The organism is Mucilaginibacter sp. AK015 (assembly GCF_014200785.1).
Lineage (GTDB): Bacteria > Bacteroidota > Bacteroidia > Sphingobacteriales > Sphingobacteriaceae > Mucilaginibacter.
The window spans coordinates 440392-457066 of sequence record NZ_JACHCV010000003.1 but is presented as its reverse complement, the minus strand read 5'-3'; the positions used below and the strand labels follow the sequence as shown (position 1 = coordinate 457066).

Annotated in this window: 17 protein-coding genes; 6 read left to right on the top strand and 11 right to left on the bottom strand. The window is 48.0% G+C overall.

Going from position 1 to position 16675, the window contains the following annotated elements; translation table 11 throughout:
* Nucleotides 1-53: 53 nt before the first annotated feature.
* Nucleotides 54-932 carry a universal stress protein gene (locus HDC91_RS14310; RefSeq protein ID WP_183553305.1) on the top strand — a complete coding sequence of 293 codons (879 nt, stop codon included), beginning with the start codon at nt 54-56 and terminating at the stop codon, nt 930-932.
* An 11-nt stretch (nt 933-943) separates the two neighbouring features.
* Complete coding sequence (locus tag HDC91_RS14305) at nt 944-1951, top strand: zinc-dependent alcohol dehydrogenase family protein (protein WP_221262191.1); 1008 nt, start codon at nt 944-946, stop codon at nt 1949-1951.
* A 32-nt stretch (nt 1952-1983) separates the two neighbouring features.
* Here HDC91_RS14305 and HDC91_RS14300 read toward each other — a convergent pair whose 3' ends face one another.
* The 10 genes from HDC91_RS14300 to HDC91_RS14255 all read right to left on the bottom strand — a co-directional run bounded on the left by HDC91_RS14300 (nt 1984) and on the right by HDC91_RS14255 (nt 12547).
* Nucleotides 1984-2847, bottom strand: coding sequence for a universal stress protein (locus HDC91_RS14300; RefSeq protein WP_183553303.1), 864 nt, complete (start codon nt 2845-2847; stop codon nt 1984-1986).
* A 94-nt stretch (nt 2848-2941) separates the two neighbouring features.
* Nucleotides 2942-3991 (bottom strand): response regulator, encoded by a 1050-nt coding sequence (locus HDC91_RS14295; protein WP_162430442.1) that lies wholly within the window; start codon nt 3989-3991, stop codon nt 2942-2944.
* A gap of 241 nt (nt 3992-4232) precedes the next feature.
* The gene (locus tag HDC91_RS14290; RefSeq protein WP_183553301.1) at nt 4233-5099 is read right to left on the bottom strand and encodes a universal stress protein; all 867 of its coding nucleotides are present in this window, start codon (nt 5097-5099) and stop codon (nt 4233-4235) included.
* Nucleotides 5100-5108: 9 nt separating this feature from the next.
* Nucleotides 5109-5942, bottom strand: a complete 834-nt coding sequence (locus HDC91_RS14285) for a universal stress protein (RefSeq protein ID WP_183553299.1) — start codon at nt 5940-5942, stop codon at nt 5109-5111.
* 96 nt (nt 5943-6038) lie between these two features.
* Complete coding sequence (locus HDC91_RS14280; protein ID WP_183553297.1) at nt 6039-7382, bottom strand: DUF3943 domain-containing protein; 1344 nt, start codon at nt 7380-7382, stop codon at nt 6039-6041.
* Between the two features lie 94 nt (nt 7383-7476).
* A complete protein-coding gene (locus tag HDC91_RS14275; protein WP_183553295.1) occupies nt 7477-8145 on the bottom strand; it encodes a BON domain-containing protein in 669 nt (222 codons plus the stop codon).
* A gap of 44 nt (nt 8146-8189) precedes the next feature.
* Entirely contained in the window at nt 8190-8849 is a 660-nt protein-coding gene (locus HDC91_RS14270) for a hypothetical protein (protein ID WP_183553293.1), read from the bottom strand.
* 224 nt (nt 8850-9073) lie between these two features.
* Nucleotides 9074-10171 (bottom strand): S1C family serine protease, encoded by a 1098-nt coding sequence (locus HDC91_RS14265; protein ID WP_183553291.1) that lies wholly within the window; start codon nt 10169-10171, stop codon nt 9074-9076.
* A 78-nt stretch (nt 10172-10249) separates the two neighbouring features.
* Nucleotides 10250-11899 (bottom strand): murein L,D-transpeptidase, encoded by a 1650-nt coding sequence (locus tag HDC91_RS14260; RefSeq protein WP_255476731.1) that lies wholly within the window; start codon nt 11897-11899, stop codon nt 10250-10252.
* Nucleotides 11900-11980: 81 nt separating this feature from the next.
* Nucleotides 11981-12547 carry a hypothetical protein gene (locus HDC91_RS14255; protein ID WP_183553289.1) on the bottom strand — a complete coding sequence of 189 codons (567 nt, stop codon included), beginning with the start codon at nt 12545-12547 and terminating at the stop codon, nt 11981-11983.
* Between the two features lie 143 nt (nt 12548-12690).
* On the opposite strand from HDC91_RS14255, the gene HDC91_RS14250 reads away from it, so the two are divergent.
* Nucleotides 12691-13326 carry a nitroreductase family protein gene (locus HDC91_RS14250; protein WP_183553287.1) on the top strand — a complete coding sequence of 212 codons (636 nt, stop codon included), beginning with the start codon at nt 12691-12693 and terminating at the stop codon, nt 13324-13326.
* A 52-nt stretch (nt 13327-13378) separates the two neighbouring features.
* Here HDC91_RS14250 and HDC91_RS14245 read toward each other — a convergent pair whose 3' ends face one another.
* A complete protein-coding gene (locus tag HDC91_RS14245; protein ID WP_183553285.1) occupies nt 13379-13765 on the bottom strand; it encodes a hypothetical protein in 387 nt (128 codons plus the stop codon).
* Nucleotides 13766-13935: 170 nt separating this feature from the next.
* Here HDC91_RS14245 and HDC91_RS14240 point away from each other — a divergent pair, with 170 nt between their 5' ends.
* From HDC91_RS14240 to HDC91_RS14230, 3 genes are all read left to right on the top strand, one after another.
* Nucleotides 13936-14685 (top strand): SDR family NAD(P)-dependent oxidoreductase, encoded by a 750-nt coding sequence (locus HDC91_RS14240; protein WP_183553283.1) that lies wholly within the window; start codon nt 13936-13938, stop codon nt 14683-14685.
* A gap of 12 nt (nt 14686-14697) precedes the next feature.
* A complete protein-coding gene (locus HDC91_RS14235) occupies nt 14698-15690 on the top strand; it encodes a lysylphosphatidylglycerol synthase transmembrane domain-containing protein (RefSeq protein ID WP_221262190.1) in 993 nt (330 codons plus the stop codon).
* A gap of 93 nt (nt 15691-15783) precedes the next feature.
* Entirely contained in the window at nt 15784-16644 is an 861-nt protein-coding gene (locus HDC91_RS14230; RefSeq protein ID WP_183553281.1) for a universal stress protein, read from the top strand.
* Nucleotides 16645-16675 lie beyond the last annotated feature (31 nt).

The window sequence follows — 16675 nt, the reverse complement described above, 5'->3', positions numbered from 1 at the left end:
CTGTCACGGCACATCCGCGCTTATTTATGGAATTTTAAGCCAAAATATATGCGATGAAAACCTTCCTGATACCAACTGATTTTTCCGAAGCCGCGACTAATGCAGCTCGTTACGGCTTATTTTTAGCCCGGCATCTGCAGGCCGATGTACAGCTTATCCACGCTTTTAAGGTGCCTGCTGAAGCGCGTGCGGCGGCGCAATCTGCCTGGCCGTTGAATGATTACGAACAGGTTAAACACGACGCCGTTGTGGAATTGGACAACCTGCGTCACCAACTGGAAATGGAAACGATCGGTTCGCCGGCAGGTAACCACATCAGCCGTGTTTCGGGTACGGCAGAACTCGGAGAAGTGAGTATTATGGTCCGGAACCTGGTCGATCATTATCGCTCGCCAATGGTGGTAATGGGCATGTCTGGTGCAGGAAAAATGCATCGCCTGTTGCTGGGTAGTAACAGCCAGGAGCTAATTGATAAAGCCACTTTCCCGGTGTTACTCATCCCTAACATTCCTGCTCCCCGCCAGTTAAAGAAAATTGCTTTTGCCACTGATTTGAATAAAGGTGACATTGATCTAATTCATTCGCTGGCCAGCCTGGCCCGCCCGTTCAACGCCGAAATTTTAATTGTGCACGTAACAAACGATAAATATGATGCGCCCGCGCACCAGCATTTGGTAGATGAGTTCCTGAACGAGGTGACGGCTAAAGCACATTATGGGCAAATATATTACCGGCATGTAAAAAGCATGGATGTAGACCATGGGCTGGACTGGCTGAGCGAACATGGCCAGGTAGATATGCTTGCCATGGTACACCGTCCGCACTTCTATTTGGAAAAAATTCTGAAAGGCAGTCATACACAACGATTAGCCAGGCATATCCGGATACCTTTATTGGTTTTTCCGCGGGAGGCTCACGGTGTTTGTTTTTAAATAATTTGTGTATGAAAGGCGAAATGAATGCCATGGTGATGGACCGCCCGGGACAGCCGCTCACCTATCGAAAGGTGGCTATTCCTCAACCTGTTTCCGGCGAATTGCAATTAAAGGTGATTGCCTGCGGCGTTTGCCGTACCGATTTGCATATTATTGATGGCGAACTAACTGCGCCCAAGCTGCCGCTGATACCCGGCCACGAGATAATTGCCCGCGTCACTGCTTTCGGCAGCGGGGTTGCCGGTTTTCGTGTTGGCGATATAATCGGTGTGCCCTGGCTTGGTTACACCTGCGGAAAGTGTCGTTTTTGTTTGGCCGGCCGCGAAAACCTTTGCGAAAGAGCAGGGTTCACCGGTTATACCCTCGATGGCGGGTATGCGGAATTTTTGGTGGCCGATGCGCGATTTTGTTTTTCGATGCCGGCTGGTTACCAAAACGCGTTTGCCGCCCCGCTATTGTGCGCTGGCCTGATCGGGTTCAGATCTTACCGGATGATCCGCCCGGACGCGGTTAAGATAGGGCTTTATGGTTTTGGAGCAGCCGCACATATTCTGACGCAGATCGCCAAGGCGCAAAACAAACAGATATTTGCCTTTACCAGCGAAGGCGATACAGAATCACAATTGTTCGCAATCCGGATGGGAGCCGGTTGGGCCGGGAGTAGCCTGAGTGAGGCGCCGGAACGACTTGATGCCGCTATTATCCTTGCCCCATCCGGCGAGCTTATACCCAAAGCCCTAAAGGATGTTGATAAAGCCGGGCAGGTGATCTGCGGAGGCATTCACATGAGTGATATACCGACTTTTCCTTATGCGCTGCTATGGGAGGAACGATCGTTACAATCGGTCGCCAACCTCACCCGCGAAGACGGTCAGGCATTCTTTCGGCAACTGGCGTTATCACCTGTCAAAACACAAACTACCTTTTTCAAATTATCCGAGGCGAACGATGCACTACAGCAACTGCGTGCCGGCAAGGTGAAAGGTGCGGCGGTATTGGTGATGGACGAAATATAGCGGCAGATATGAGACTGCCGCCTGATCATTTGCTATTCGTCGGCAATGGCGGCCGGAATGATCAAGACCGGAAGATCCTGGTTGTCCAGCAAGGTTTGCGCCTGATTCTGTTTAAAAAGGCGGTTAAGCCAGTTATGCCGATCATGCACCAAAACCAGCACATCGCTGCTGTTTGCTGCACAAAGGTGATTTAACCGCTTTATCAACTCTTTTCCAGCTACTTCCTGGTAGGTAATGGCCGGGAAATGGTATTTGGCTACGTGATTTTTAAAAGAGGTTTTAAGGTGCTCGTTCAAAGGCTTTTTGCCCCATAGCGAAACATGCACAATTTCCAGGCTGAACCCAAACACCCGGCCAATGCGGGTAAGATAATGCACCGCCTTTTGGTCTGGGCGGTCAAAGTCCGTCGCAAGGGTTACTTTATGCAATCCTTTCAATGGCCGGCCAGGGGGAATTATCAATACGGGGCGGTCCGTGTGTTCCATTACAGCAGAGGTATCGCTGCCCAAAAGCAAGTGTTCCCAGGCTTTGCCGCTGCGTGCGCCCATAATGATCATCTCTATATCTTCCAGTTGTAGTAGGTCTTTAACCTGGCTGCCAAGGCTTCCCATGTCATGACGGTCATCAATGCTCGGGCGATGGTCCCCAGCAGGCAGCTGGCGGGCCAGTTCCTGGAGGTCTTCTTTCAGATATTTTAATTTCTCTTTACCCTGGTCTGCCCACATCAGTTGTTCTACCGGCCAGGGCGTGCCGCTATACTCCGACATGATCGGCTCACTGACATAAGTGTTGAACAAAATGATATTTGCGTGTAATTTTCCCGCGATGGTTACGGCCGCTTCGGCAGCCTGCATGGCATTGTCGCTGAAGTCGGTAAGAACTAAGATCTTTTTCATGATTTTTTACTGAATTATGAATTAAAGATCGCCTGTCTGATGAAAATAAAATATGATGGCTGTCAGTCTAACTGCTGACAGAACGCAGCGAAAATCAATTCTTCATTTTCTGAAGGCGTGTGCCATCCAGTATCCGGATCTGGCTGCCTTGCCTCCCAATCAGTCCTTCTTCTTTGAAATCGGTAAGGGTGCGGCTAACGGTCTCGGTAGCCATGCCGGCCATTGCTGCCAGTTCATCCCGGGATATCTTGAATTCTTCGGCGGGAGCAAATTGCGCTTGCAGGCGAAGCAATACCTGCGACATTCTTTTTCGGACCGACTGGTAAGCAAACTGCAAGAGCTGCTCTTCTTTATCGCGGATATCATTGGCCAGAATCTTCAAAAACTGTTGGCTTATATCCGGGTAACGTGTCAGCAGGTTCATGATCATTTCCTTGGGTAAAAGGCATACCGCCGAATCCTCCAGCGCTTCGGCAGTTTCTGCCTGCGTATCTGCTACCAGCAAGCCGTTGATGCCCACAAAATCCTCAGGTTTGTAAAGACCTGTCATTAGTTCGCGGCCGTCTTCAGTAAGTTTAAAAGTTTTTATTCCGCCTTCAAGCACAAGGTAAATGCCTTGTGGCTCGTCCCCCTCGTAATATAACACTTGTTTCTTTTTAATCTGCCGTATTTTCCGGCCTGCTATAAGCGCCTTTAGCTCGGCGGTGCCACGTAGTTGTCCAGACGCCAGCCTTTCCAGGTTAAACAATGAGCGGCTGTAGTAACTGGCCAGTTTTTCCTGCTTTTGTAGGCGGCACTCGATGGCATGCAGCAGTTCCATATCATCAAAAGGTTTGGTCAGGTAGTCGTCGGCCCCCATTTCCATTCCCTTACGGAGGTCCAGCCGTTCTGCTTTTGCGGTGAGAAATATAAAGGGAATGGCGGCCGATTCAGGATTCTTACTGAGCAAGTACAACACGCCGTAACCATCCAGTTCAGGCATCATGATATCGCATAAGATCAGGTCGGGCCGCTGGCTGAGCGCCAGGTCAACGCCGGCCTTTCCGTTTACAGCCTTAAGTACCTGGTAGCCGCTAAGCTCCAGTATCTCTGCGGTACCCTCGCGGATATCGCTGTTATCTTCTATGACAAGTATCTTTTTCATGATCTGCGATTTACTGAATAGCAATGATGTCTGTCACAAATATCCTCAAAGATGGTACCGATTTGACAGTATGGCGGTCATGTATATTTATGATCTTTGTCATATTTTTTAGCACGATAAGCGCTATTGAACTTTTAGAAATAGTTTCTATCCGGCCATAAGGTCGCCCGCCGTCGATCATGCCGGGTAGGCAGGAAAATGTTCAATTCCATTCATCGGCCAGGCAGATTTGAAAAAACGATTAATCAGCATTTTCGTGAGAGTTGAACACCAATAAGGGGACTGAAGCATCATCTGCAATTTGCTGTGTATGGCTGCCGTGCAATAATTCTCCGAGAAAAGAATGTCGGTTGTGTACCATAGTGAGCATGTCGATGTGCTCATGGTGCACCAACCAAGTAAGGCCATTTGCCACATGTTCGCTTTTAACTACTTTTACGCTCACCTGCTGATGACCATGATTACGTGCAAGGTTGGTTAACAGGTCCTTCACTATCGAGTCATTTGTTGTGGCTTTATTATGCTGTATAACATGCGCCAGCACCAACTCTGCATTGAGCTTTTTAGCGAACGACACCAGTTGATTAATAGCAACGATGTCTAACTCGGGGTGCTTAAAGTCACTTGCAAAAGCGATTTTAGCTATTGGGCGAAACGCAAAATCGCCGGGCACCAGCAACAAAGGGCACATAGCTGCTTCTATCATTTTTCGGCTATGATTACCTATCAGCCATGTACTTAGCCGGTCATTGGCATGTGTTCGCATAATGATCAAATCGGCCTTGTGCCGGGCAGCTTCGGCAGTTACCACATCCGTCACCAGGCCTGCCCCCAGTAGACAAACAACCTCTGGAGTAAAGTCCTCTCCGGTACTACTTTCGAGTAATTTGTGTTTTAACGCCTTAAGTGCGGCCTGGCTGTCGCGGTCCATATCTTCATATACACCGAGCGGCCATGCAACAACTCCGGCCTGTGGTATCTCTGCCGGTACGTTCATCGTATAGCAAAGTAATAATTTTGCTTTTAGCGTTTGTGCAAGGCGGTAAGCATAAGCAGCTACGTTTTCCGAGCTGGCTGCCAGGTCGGTTGCAAGCAGTAATGTTTTCATCGGCTTTGATTAGTGGTGCGCAATAAATAAGGGCAGGTCCAGTGCTTCCATCAGTACATTGGCCATGCTGCTGTTAAACATTCTTGAAAGCGCGCCACGGCTGTAAGCGCCCATAATCACCACTGTTCCCGGTTCCGCCTTTCTAAGGTGGGCCACAAGCGTTTCATCCGGTTGGCCGGTTAACTGCGTAAGCAGTGGTTTTGAAAAATGACTGCGTGTATATTCGCCAATCAGGTTCCCGTCGGGCAATAAGTCCAGTTCCTTGTCGCTTACATAAACAATTTCAGAGGGGTATTTTACTGTCCAGGGGAATAAGTAAGTGAACATTTTAAGCGCATAAACGGATGATGGGTGGCCATCGTAAAGTATAATCACCCGTTCAATCAGTTGGTGTGTAGCAGGCACCACCAACACGGGGCTTTGTGTGCCTGCCAGTAATTGCAGTACAAAAGGCGTTGGCTTTGCTTGCTCAAAATGGTTCAGTGTTTCGGCTGCGCCAATAATGGTAAGGTCGGCATAAATGCTCTCCTTCAGCAGGTCGTCAATAGCGAAGCGCTTATCCTGATGAAGCAAATATTCAATGCCCCGTTTTTTACAGGTTTGCTCGAAAAGGGCAACCGCCGCCTGCCGGGTTTCCTGATCCTTTTTCAACAGGTGGTTTAATTTTGTTTTTGAGATACCCTCGCTGCCTACCATATCAAATAAATTAAAGCTATGGTAAAGGAAATCTTCGAGGAATACGCCCGTTACCACAGATTTGCCGCGGACGGCAAGTTCGATCGCATAATCGAGCGTTCCTTTTGAGAATTTAAGGCCGTCGAAGGCCGCAATGATCTTTTTCATATCATGGTTACTGTTACTTGTCTGTCAAAGGTAAACCCACAGTATATACCCTTCCATGATCAGGCTCAGGCGTGCTGATGACGCCCGTCACTGGCTTTAGTTGAAGTCGACTGTGTAGCGAAGCGAAAAACGTAGATATGGATAGCGGGCGGTTACCACGGGGTATTTTTGATAGTCTCCATGAAGGTGAAAGTATCCGAATTCTGAACAAAAGGCCAGGCCATCGTAAAAACGGTAAGCCAGTTCGCTGGTTACTGCCTGCAATACATAACGAGAGTTATTGCCGTTGATGGTGCCGATCCACCCTGCCCGGTAATTGAGGCGATATGAAAGCCGGTCGAGCAATGTTAAGCCGAATTGTCCATACATGCCACCGCCGGCGCCATAATCATAATTCCGGCCGTTAAATAGATAAGGGTCAGGAACCGCTGCAAGCAAGATCGGACCGGCGCCCGCGCTGGCGTTAATCTGGACATACTTATTCAACCGGAAAGATGCAAGCCAGTTTAATTTTACGCTTTGGGCACTGTAAAAAAAAGCCTCGTTGTGTACGTAATCGTAATTGGCAGATAACGTTAATAGCTGTGGGTCGCGGTCCGCTTTACTCAGCCACCATCCGGCAAGTGAGCCATATACAAAAAGGATATTCACTTTAGAACTATCATCACTGCCGAATTCACCATTTACCGAAATGTTACTGAAAGGAGTGTGATAATTTTCAAAAGGTGTGCCATAGGTTAAGCGAACATGCCCGTACCACCCGGTACGCCCATGGTGATCGGCCCTGAACTTGCGCGCCCCGATGTCAAACTCTGCCAGTACGTGGGTCGAATCGCGTTCATGCGAATTTTGTTCAGTCTTTCCCCATTTCCCATCAATTATACGATTAAAGCCGTTCATGGGATTAACCAGAAGCGCGAGTATTTCACTAACCTGCCGTTTAACTCCGCGGGTGTGATTATTAACGATCTGATTAGACAGCCTGTAAGTCATTTCCCCCAAAACGATGCCGCCGAAACTCGTGTTGATAAAATCATTTGGTGATGGGGATTGCGACTCTCCCGCGGTCTCCCATATGTAGCTACCTACTACCGTTGGCGCCGCCGATTGCCAGAATGTATAACCGTTGGCCCGGAACGCGCTAAAATATAAACTGCCATGATACGGATGTGCAAATTGATTTGTACCAAAGGCATCGTCATCCCAGGTCCAGCTTGATGGTCGCAAATTATGCCCCAGCGTTCTAAAAGATATCCGGGCGTAATCTGCATTCAGCAAATAACGGTCCACCGTCCAGGGGATCAGTTCCCCCAGCGCCAGTTGAAAAGCGGCTCGTCCAAAGCGATGTGGCGGTAGCGTATCCGTTACCGCGCACCCCGTAGCTTTATATGATGCACCAAGCGCGATAGAGCGCTGACCTTTGGCGTAAAGTGCAGCCATTAAACAAAGAATCAGGAAATATAAACGGGCCATAGCGCGAAAAAAAAAGAGGCTGCAGCTATATTCATAGATGCAGCCCGGCCGTATAATTGTTTCAAAATACCAATTCAGGTTCCTGAATGGATAATTTGTTGTCAACACTGAATATGCCCGGTGCGGCCCAAACTGCATCTGCAGCTTCATCTTTTTCAGCAAAAGAGCGAACTTTTCCGGTTAATGTAGCTTTGTTCCCGGTAACCGATACCTTGATGTTGGCTGAATCAATAGTAGCGCTGCGATGAAATGCAGCACTGATCTTTTTTTCCAGGTCATCGGCGCTAACTTTTGGGCGCACGGTTAAAAGGTTGCTAACCATACGCACACCGTTCAGGTTCTGTATGGCTGTTTTGGCACTGTTCCGCTGGAACTCCCATTCTACCTCGCCCTCCAGTTTTACGATACCATCTTCCACTTTTACCTTTATACGGTCTTCCGGAATAGCGGTGTGCCATTTTAACGCGTTCAATACCGCTTCTGCGATCTCGGCATCGGTTCGGCGATAGCTGGGCGATACCCCCACCTGAAGGTCTTCTGCGATCGCCTTAACACCAGCAACTTTTTTGGCTGCATTTTCAGCGGCCAGTTTTTTTGCATAGGTATCTACCTGGCCGGACAGGGTAACTACACCGTTTTTTACACTTACACCAATTTCAGCTGCATGAAGGAAGGGCTGCCATTTAAGCTCAGCCATCACATCTTTCTGGATTTCAACATCTGTTTTCATATGATTTGCTATTTAATTGATTATTGATAAAGCAAAGAAACCCCTTATTCAGACAGGCTACCATGATGGTTGTCATTGGTTGCCCTGATTCTTGTCAGAACCGCCCGAACGCTAACAATCAATAATATAATTACGATGAGGATCTCCAGTAAAATGAACCAGGACTGCATCTGTAAGTGTAAGCTTTCCAGTTGCTGTTGTTGGTTCTTTAGCAGTAAACGAGACCGTTCGTCAGCATCTGAGATGGCAAATCTGACCACGTCAAGCAACTTTTCTTCATCCTGCGCTGTTTGCGCTGAGAGTTTGCCTTTCAACGGGTAACCCTCAGCCTGCCAGTAACGCTGAACGGTATCGATGCCGGTAATGATCAATCGGGTTTGTTCTATCCCTACAGCATCCTTTTTAACCAGTTCCTTCAACTCTTTTAATTGGATGCTGACAGTGTCCGTCATTTGATCATAGCCAATGCGAAATAAAGCCATGCCGCTGGTGTGGTAACGGAGGTGCAGAACGTCCAGCAGGTCTACAGAGCGCGATATTTCGCTTAGCTGTTCATGAACTTTAAGCTGTGTATTGAAATGGCTGGTTAAGGTTTTTTGCGCGTTCATCCCAACGATGGTCATCACCAGCAGCAGTAAGAGCAGCGCAAGGCTAAGAAGTAAACCGCCGATGTGTAAATTACTTAGATGCTTTTTGTTTTTCATGGCAGTTTTCTATCTTGAAATGACCAATTTAATAGGCGTTAAGCGCAGATTGCAATGATTAGTATTGGCCGTAACGCTGATGCAGATCACCCGAACGACGTTGATCAGGCGTTATCTTTGATCAACTGATGAATGGAACTTATCCTGTTTCAGCCAGATGCAACGTTTGTTGCATTGCGGAGCCGGCAAAGTCCGGCTCCGATTTTTTACGCTTTACAATACGATCAATGCTGCACCTGTTTCAAGCCGGGGGAGTGGGTACCTTTCGCCAAATCTCTCCGGTCGTTGTTCTCTGAGAGTATTGTTGTCAGCGTCAGCATGACACCTGCCCGTTCCACGGTAAGTACCAGCCGGTCGCCTGGGTCCCGGACGGCGATGATCTCCCGTAACTGGGCCGCAAAATGCACCGGCTGTTGGCCTATCAATGTTATCACATCGTTTTTCCGTAAGCCCGCGTTATAACCTGCGCCATCCTTTATGAGTTTTTCAACCAGCACACCGTTTGGCGTACTGGCACCCAGCCGCCTGGCTTGTGCATCGTCCAAATCAGTAAAAGTTCCTTCCAGGCAACCATGCCGCACGCGGCCATACATCAACAGATCATGGTAGGCCTTATAGATCAACGGAGCCGGAATAGCGAAACCGTAACCCGCAAATGTTCCCGACGGCGAAATGATGGCCGCGTTTAGCCCGATCAATTGCCCATGGCGGTTTAGCAGCGCACTGCCGCTCATACCTTCGTTAATCGCCGCGTCTGTTTGTAAAAACGAATTGACCGTTGAAAGAGTGAGGTCGTCATCTATACTGCGATACCGTGCGCTTAAAATGCCTGCAGTAACCGTTGACGTCAATTCGAGCGGATTGCCAATAGCCAACACCTCATCGCCGATAGCAACGGTTCCCGGATCACCACGTTCAATATAAGACAGGCCCGGGGCTGTGATCTTTAGTAGCGCAAGATCCGCCTGATCGTCTGTTCCGATGAGGTTGGCGCGGTAACTGCGGCGATTTTGCAGAATGATATTCAGGCTGTCGCCACCGGCAAGTACATGGGCGTTTGTAATGATATAACCGTCTGTACTGATGATGACACCTGATGCGCTGGCGACCAATTTACCCGAACCGTTATTGATCTTAGGCAGGGTCTTTACTAAAGGCGATTGCGGCCTGACCGTTAATATACTATCTGAAAGAAACGATTGCACGATAACAACTGCCGGCAAAGCCCGCGCAGCAGCAGTGCTCAAACCGTTATTAGCCGGTACCTGGGCCCTCAGGGTAAGAGACAGCATCAAAAAACTGTAAATAAATAGATTTTTCATGATCGACTTTTTTTAAAGCTAAACTTAAACTTGGAGCATCAGCATGATGCACGTTTCTGTTTAAGATGATACCGGTCATTAGTGCCCGGAAACCAATAAGGCGCCGAGGAGTTTTTGATCCATGTTGTATATATCCCTGCGGAAATTAAGCCGGCCGGCGCGATCAACGAAAGCTGTAAAGTAAGCAATGAACACCGGGGTAGCATGTTGCAGCGTAAGCGTGTTTTCTTTGCCTGCATTCATATAACGCCTGATCTTTTCCACAGGCCAATCCTGCCGGTCCTTTAATAGAAAAGTAGCCAGTCGTTCGGGTTCGCTGATACGAATGCAGCCATGGCTGAATGCACGTGTGCTTTGGTCAAACAAAGATTTAGAGGGAGTATCGTGCAGGTAGATGTTATAAGTATTGGGAAAAAGGAATTTGACCAACCCCAGCGGGTTATCCGGACCCGGTTTTTGCCGCACTACCGGCAATCCGTTCCTTTGCCCGGTGATCTCCATGTTGTGCGTTGTCAGATAGTTTGGGTTTCGCTGAATCGCCGGGAGTATTTCCTGGCGGAGGATGCCGGGGGGAACATTCCAGTACGGGCTGAAAACTATATATTTTACTTCCCCATAGAATACGGTTGTACGGTTCATGGTTTTTCCCACCACCGCGTTGCAACTCCAGAGCAAGCTGTCGGCATGATAAACATGCAGCTTAAACTCAGGTATATTAACGGCCAGGTAGTCGCCCTTGAGCTGCACGGGCAACCAGCGGCTGCGTTCCATATTTACGATCAATTGTTCTATCCGTTTCTGAGGCGTTACATTTAACTCCTTTAATGTTTCAGCGTTCAATATGCCGTTTATAAGTAAACCGTGCCGTTCCTGGAAAAGTTGAACTGCGCGGCCGAGTTCCTCATTGAAAACGGAATTGGTCGTGTCGCCGGAAAAATCGTCCAGTCGCATCAGCCTGACTTTAACACTTCGAACCGCAGCGGAGGTGTCTCCAAGTTTTAAATCGCGCGGAAGCCAAATAGCCGCCCAGTTTTCGGCTGCCAATTGATGGTATTTGATCAGGAAATGCCTAAGCAGCTCATAATGGCGATAAACGGGCTCGCCGGGGACAACGCCCGTTGGCCGGGCCGCGATCAGCGTGTCCAGGTACTGCTGATAGTCGATTTTTTTGCGCGGAAGGTACCAATTGACGGAAAGGCTGGTTGCTGCGCCCTGTCCAGTCCAGGCTAAATTGGCGAATACAAAATACTGTGCCGTTAACATAAGTTCAAGGTCGGTATCGGCAGTACGCGATGATGGGTTACCGGCGAACAAAAGCGAATCCAATGCCTGCTGGTAGGGCGCCTGCTGTTGCAGGCCTTCAAGTTTCAAATTCCGTACACGGTTCGCCAGGTTGGATGCCTGTTCTATCAGTTGCCCATTCTCGAACCAGGCAAAAGCATATTGCCGGCGCCTGTAAAAGCCCTCAATATCTTTGGCATAGCGCATTAAAACGGGGTATTTACCAAAAAAAAATTTTAAACGGGTGCTGTCGAGGGTCACCTTGGTTTGACTACTAAAGTTGCCGCGTACACTTTGATTCCATTGATCCGGGGGGGTATCAACATTGGCGGGGTTAGATGCCTTTTGCTGGCTGCATGCCGGTAAATACATTAGCAGTGTAAGAAGTGCTACGATAACTTTAGACACGCCAACTGCCATTCGCGTTATTTTAATTATAAATTTCATGATCGCTTAAATCAAAATACTTAAAACCTACAGTGTGCTTACCCAAAATTTCAAAAGTTACGTTGCTGTTTTCTTTTTCCATCAAGATAGCCGGCGATTTTCCGAAGTTAAATATCGTTGCCTCCCGTGGCCGTCTACGCCACGGGCCCGGCGCATCAGGTAGTTCCACAAAAAAAACAAGAGCACAAACGGAACCACCCAACTTAGCAGGTTAAGCAGCCAGTTGCTTTCTGTCACATAGCTCACCGGAATATGTTCGGCCGGAGAAAAAGCCTGCTCCGCTTCGTCAAGGTGATGTTCAAATGTTTCTACGGAGCCGATATTGAAAGTGTAGTGCGGACCGTGATATAATCCATTGCCAAAAACAGGTTTAAACACCTCTTTAAAGGCTGTATCTTTAGAGAATGAGCTTTTAATGTAAACGTCAACACGCTCCTTATTAATTACCTCAAGTTTGGCAACTGCCTTTCGCGACAATATTTTGGTGGAAAATTGTTGCCAGGTGGTCTCCTTAGCCATTTTTTCTGAAAGCAGTGGTGAAAGAATCAAGTATAGCAAAATGGTCACATACACCCAGGCCCAGTTAAATGGTGGCTTATTGATATTGCCGGCGGGCTTTTTTTTATCCGGGGGCGTCACTTTTTTCATAAAATAAAGGTGGCCTTCTGATGCTGATAAAAAAATGACGTCAAAAGGCAGGCTAACTGACGAGCATCATTTTAAACTTTGTTTGTGGTCAGCTTTTACCGGGCCGGAAATAAAGTACTTTACTGCTATCAATCTGTATCGCTATGAAACCTGAAACGATTAGTGTTAAACCGGGGAACGAAACGATCAAAACTATCTTTGACCGAAGGGCCGTACGCCGGTACCGGCCGCAAATGATTGATGATGACTTGCTTGAGCAAATCCTCAATGCCGGCCGGATGGCGCCCTCTGCTATGAACGGGCAGCCCTGGAAGTTCTATGTCGTAACGCATCGGGACACGATTGATGCCTTTTCTAAAGAAATTATTAAAGTGATCCCTAAATTGCTGGTCAAAATGGCTTTGAAGCATCCGATGAAGGCCATAAAGACGTTATTGCATAGTTCACATGACCTGGTTACGGCACAAGATGATCACATTTTTCACGGCGCACCGGTTGTTATATTTATCACCTCGCCTAAGGACAACGAGTGGGGTGGGCTTGAAACGGGCATGTGCGCGCAAAACATGATGCTCGCAGCGCGCTCACTTGGATTGGATAGTTGCCCTATAGGGTTAGCGAAATACATTGACCAAACATCCCTTTATCAACAGCTGGAAGCATCAGAAAGCGAGAAAGTACAGTTGGCGATTGTATTTGGCTATGGGGCAGAAAGCCCTTCAATGCAGCCACGAGCCAGACATACAACCATATTTATTGACCGCATGGAGTGTTGTTGACTCAGGCAGGCAAGCTATACCTCTCCATTATCATTTTGAATATTGCCTGCCTCTAAACCCGGCTGTCGTCTGGCCCGTTTTCAACCTGCTCAGCAGCAACGGCCAAACTTTCATCTTTTACAGAATGACGGAACCAGTTGTAATAGTCATGACGCCGTAGATGGTATGACCATGTATCATCATCTACGCCGCTTCCCATCTGAATGAACATCATCAGGTTATTAGCTTTCAGATTGAGGCGGTGAGCAGGGCCATTAAAATAAAAGCTATTGTAACCCATATCGCCGGTTGCATACTTGCGTTTATGCCTCATGAGCAGCGAGCCCGGCTTCCTCCCGGTTGCCTTAAGCGCTTTAAGCGCCTGGACAGCTTCAGGCATAACCCGGTCGTTACTTGCAAGTGTGCCGTCATAATCGGTAATGAAGCAATGGTATCGCATAGCAAGTGATTGATAAACAAAGCTTTTGATTCTGTAAATAAGCTGCAATGACTTTAGTCAAGCAAATGACTAATCACCAACAGCCTGCAGATCATCCACCCGCGTGATAAATATCATTTAAGTTACCGGCGCCAAATATGACCTTTGGAACTCCAACAAAGACGACAAACATGAAAAATTTAGAAAACAAGGTAGCTATCATCACCGGTGCAGCTTCGGGCATTGGCAAGGCCATAGCGCTGCTTTACGCAGCCGAAGGCGCAAAACTGGTTCTTTCAGACATTGATACTAAGAACGGCGAAGCGGTTGTGGGGGAGATCAAAAGCAAAGGCGGCGAAGCGATATTCCTTCAGACAGATACTTCTTTACCCGTCGCAAATGAAAAGCTGGTTGAAAGCGCCATTAAGCAGTTTGGTGGCTTGCACATAGCTGTTAATAACGCGGGCATCGCCGGCCCGTTGAGCCAGGTGGCAGAGTATCCGTTAGCGGGTTGGGATAAGGTGATCAGTACCAACCTTTCCGGGGTGTTTTATGGCATGCATTACCAGGTTCCGGCAATTATCAATTCAGGTGGAGGAAGTATTGTAAACATGGCCTCTATTCTGGGTAAAGTGGCAACAAAGGGTTCACCGGCCTATGTTGCAGCCAAACATGGCGTAATTGGTTTAACCGAAGCGGCTGCGCTTGAATACGCCGACAAAGGTGTGCGTATCAATAGCATAGGCCCCGGCTATATCCGTACGCCTTTATTAGATATGCTTGACGAAAGCGCGTTAAACGCGGTGAAGGCATTACACCCCATGGGCCGCCTGGGTACGGCGGAAGAAGTTGCTGAATTAGCGCTGTGGCTCAATTCAGACAAAGCCTCGTTTGTTACCGGCTCGTATTACAATATTGATGGTGGTTACCTGGCGCAGTAAACGATATGTGGCATGAGAAAAGCAGCTGTGTTCAGGCCGGCGCGAATCCTTTTTTACACACTATCGCTACTGGTCTTTTACCTCGCTATCCGGTACATCGGAACGTTAAAAGATATCCGTTTGCTTTTGGCACAAATGAGCCCGGCCTGGCTTATCCTGGCCGTTACTGCCCAGGTAACAACTTATTTGTTAAACGTGATGATCTTTCGAACACTTTTGAATGGCCAAACCGGCACTGCCGGCTTCCTTACGCTTTTTAAACTGTCAATTGTTATTCTCTTTGTTAATCAGGCTTTGCCGAGCGGGGGAATAAGTGGTAATGGTTACCTGTTCCGTCAACTGGTGAAAAGGAAAGTGCCGGTTACAAAAGCATATCAGACGCTGGTTTTAGAATCAATTACGTATTACCTGGCCTTTATATTTTTATTGACCGCGCTGTATGCCTGGGTACGGCATCAGCCCGGTCACCAGCCTGTAATGAGCTATACGGTTCTTATCGGGTGCGTATTTTTTTGCTGCCTTGGCGCATTAATGCTGGGTATCAGTAATCAACGCACAATTTCGTATCTGCTGCCAAAGCTTAACCGCATACGTTGGTTGAAGCGTTACATCGCTAACAGCGGCTTGCTTACCCTTTCAAAAAGCGGAAACGCGGATTGGAAGGATCTTTTCGAGGATAAGAAAGCTTTGATTTGCGCGGTGTTTTACCATATGAGCATCCTGGTTTGTGATGCGGTCACGGTATTTGCCATTATACATGGTTTTCATGTTACCTTGCATCCGGCCTTAATTATGTACGGCCTGTTATTAAGCCTGGTAATCGGTTCTCTTCCCATATCGCCGGGTGCGCTGATAGCGTATGAAAGTGCCATGACTTATTTTTACACGGTACTGGGCTTACCGGTTCACGCGGCGCTTATTGTTACCCTGCTTTTTCGGTTCTTCTCGTTTTGGCTGCCTATACCTATTGGCCTGGCGCTTTACCGCAACCTTCGCCATCATTAATATCAGCGTGACCAGGATCATTTTTCGTGCTGCCAGCCGTCAGTGGATGGCGCGCCCGCTAAGGCTATTTTGCAGGTATTTCAGATTACGTTTATGAAAAGGATATTGGTTTTAACAGATTTCTCGCGGAATTCGGCTCACGCAGCCCGTTCAGCCGCCTGGCTGGCGGAAAAATCCCACGCAGGCCTGCTGCTATGGAACTGTTCGCCAAAGATACCTATAATGCCGGGCTACCTGGGAGGTGCTGCGGTAGCCGAAGCGGTGGCCGGAACCGGGGAAGGCGAAGGGTTGCTTGAGGTGGCGGTGCGACAATTAGATGACTACATTAGCGGCACCGGCGGCACATACAAACCACGATTATTTACCTGTTACAAGGAAGGAAGCCTGGAAAGGGAACTGGCTCTGCAATTGGACGAACACCCGGTTGAGCTGATCGTGATGGGTTCGGCAGCTTCGTCGTGCAGCGTTGAACATGTTTTTAGCGGAAGCGACACATTCAAAGTTCTTGAAACAGGCACATGCCCTGTATTGGTTGTGCCGCCAAGAGCTGGTTTGGATCAATTGGAAAAGATAGTTTTTGCGACCGATTTTGAACCTCAGGATATAAGTGCGCTTCGCCATCTTCAGGAACTATTTTCGATGTTCGATTTGGACATCGAAGTGGTGCATGTTACGCTGAATGGCGATAAGGATGATTCTACCATCGCTAAAGAAAAGCAGTTCCTGACGCAATTGAGCGGGTTTGATAAACCGATCAATTATAAAGAGATCCGGGGGAAAGATGTTACCGGCCGTTTAAACCGCATCAGTAAACAAACGGGTGCCGACCTGCTTTCAATGACGCATCACCAATATTCGGTATTTAAAAGGCTGCTAACCTACAGCCAGGCCAAAAAAGAACTGGCACATCAAAAAATACCATTGTTATTATTTCCCTTTAATGCTAAAAAGTGATGATTGTTAGCGTTTGCGAATTGGCCCGCGA

Excerpts from the sequence above, each read along its gene's own strand:
- HDC91_RS14310 (WP_183553305.1), top strand. The coding sequence starts at position 54 with ATGAAAACCTTCCTGATACCAACTGATTTTTCCGAAGCCGCGACTAAT.
- HDC91_RS14305 (WP_221262191.1), top strand. The coding sequence starts at position 944 with ATGAAAGGCGAAATGAATGCCATGGTGATGGACCGCCCGGGACAGCCG.
- HDC91_RS14300 (WP_183553303.1), bottom strand. The coding sequence starts at position 2,847 with ATGAAAAAGATCTTAGTTCTTACCGACTTCAGCGACAATGCCATGCAG.
- HDC91_RS14295 (WP_162430442.1), bottom strand. The coding sequence starts at position 3,991 with ATGAAAAAGATACTTGTCATAGAAGATAACAGCGATATCCGCGAGGGT.
- HDC91_RS14290 (WP_183553301.1), bottom strand. The coding sequence starts at position 5,099 with ATGAAAACATTACTGCTTGCAACCGACCTGGCAGCCAGCTCGGAAAAC.
- HDC91_RS14285 (WP_183553299.1), bottom strand. The coding sequence starts at position 5,942 with ATGAAAAAGATCATTGCGGCCTTCGACGGCCTTAAATTCTCAAAAGGA.
- HDC91_RS14280 (WP_183553297.1), bottom strand. The coding sequence starts at position 7,382 with ATGGCTGCACTTTACGCCAAAGGTCAGCGCTCTATCGCGCTTGGTGCA.
- HDC91_RS14275 (WP_183553295.1), bottom strand. The coding sequence starts at position 8,145 with ATGAAAACAGATGTTGAAATCCAGAAAGATGTGATGGCTGAGCTTAAA.
- HDC91_RS14270 (WP_183553293.1), bottom strand. The coding sequence starts at position 8,849 with ATGAAAAACAAAAAGCATCTAAGTAATTTACACATCGGCGGTTTACTT.
- HDC91_RS14265 (WP_183553291.1), bottom strand. The coding sequence starts at position 10,171 with ATGAAAAATCTATTTATTTACAGTTTTTTGATGCTGTCTCTTACCCTG.
- HDC91_RS14260 (WP_255476731.1), bottom strand. The coding sequence starts at position 11,899 with ATGAAATTTATAATTAAAATAACGCGAATGGCAGTTGGCGTGTCTAAA.
- HDC91_RS14255 (WP_183553289.1), bottom strand. The coding sequence starts at position 12,547 with ATGAAAAAAGTGACGCCCCCGGATAAAAAAAAGCCCGCCGGCAATATC.
- HDC91_RS14250 (WP_183553287.1), top strand. The coding sequence starts at position 12,691 with ATGAAACCTGAAACGATTAGTGTTAAACCGGGGAACGAAACGATCAAA.
- HDC91_RS14245 (WP_183553285.1), bottom strand. The coding sequence starts at position 13,765 with ATGCGATACCATTGCTTCATTACCGATTATGACGGCACACTTGCAAGT.
- HDC91_RS14240 (WP_183553283.1), top strand. The coding sequence starts at position 13,936 with ATGAAAAATTTAGAAAACAAGGTAGCTATCATCACCGGTGCAGCTTCG.
- HDC91_RS14235 (WP_221262190.1), top strand. The coding sequence starts at position 14,698 with ATGAGAAAAGCAGCTGTGTTCAGGCCGGCGCGAATCCTTTTTTACACA.
- HDC91_RS14230 (WP_183553281.1), top strand. The coding sequence starts at position 15,784 with ATGAAAAGGATATTGGTTTTAACAGATTTCTCGCGGAATTCGGCTCAC.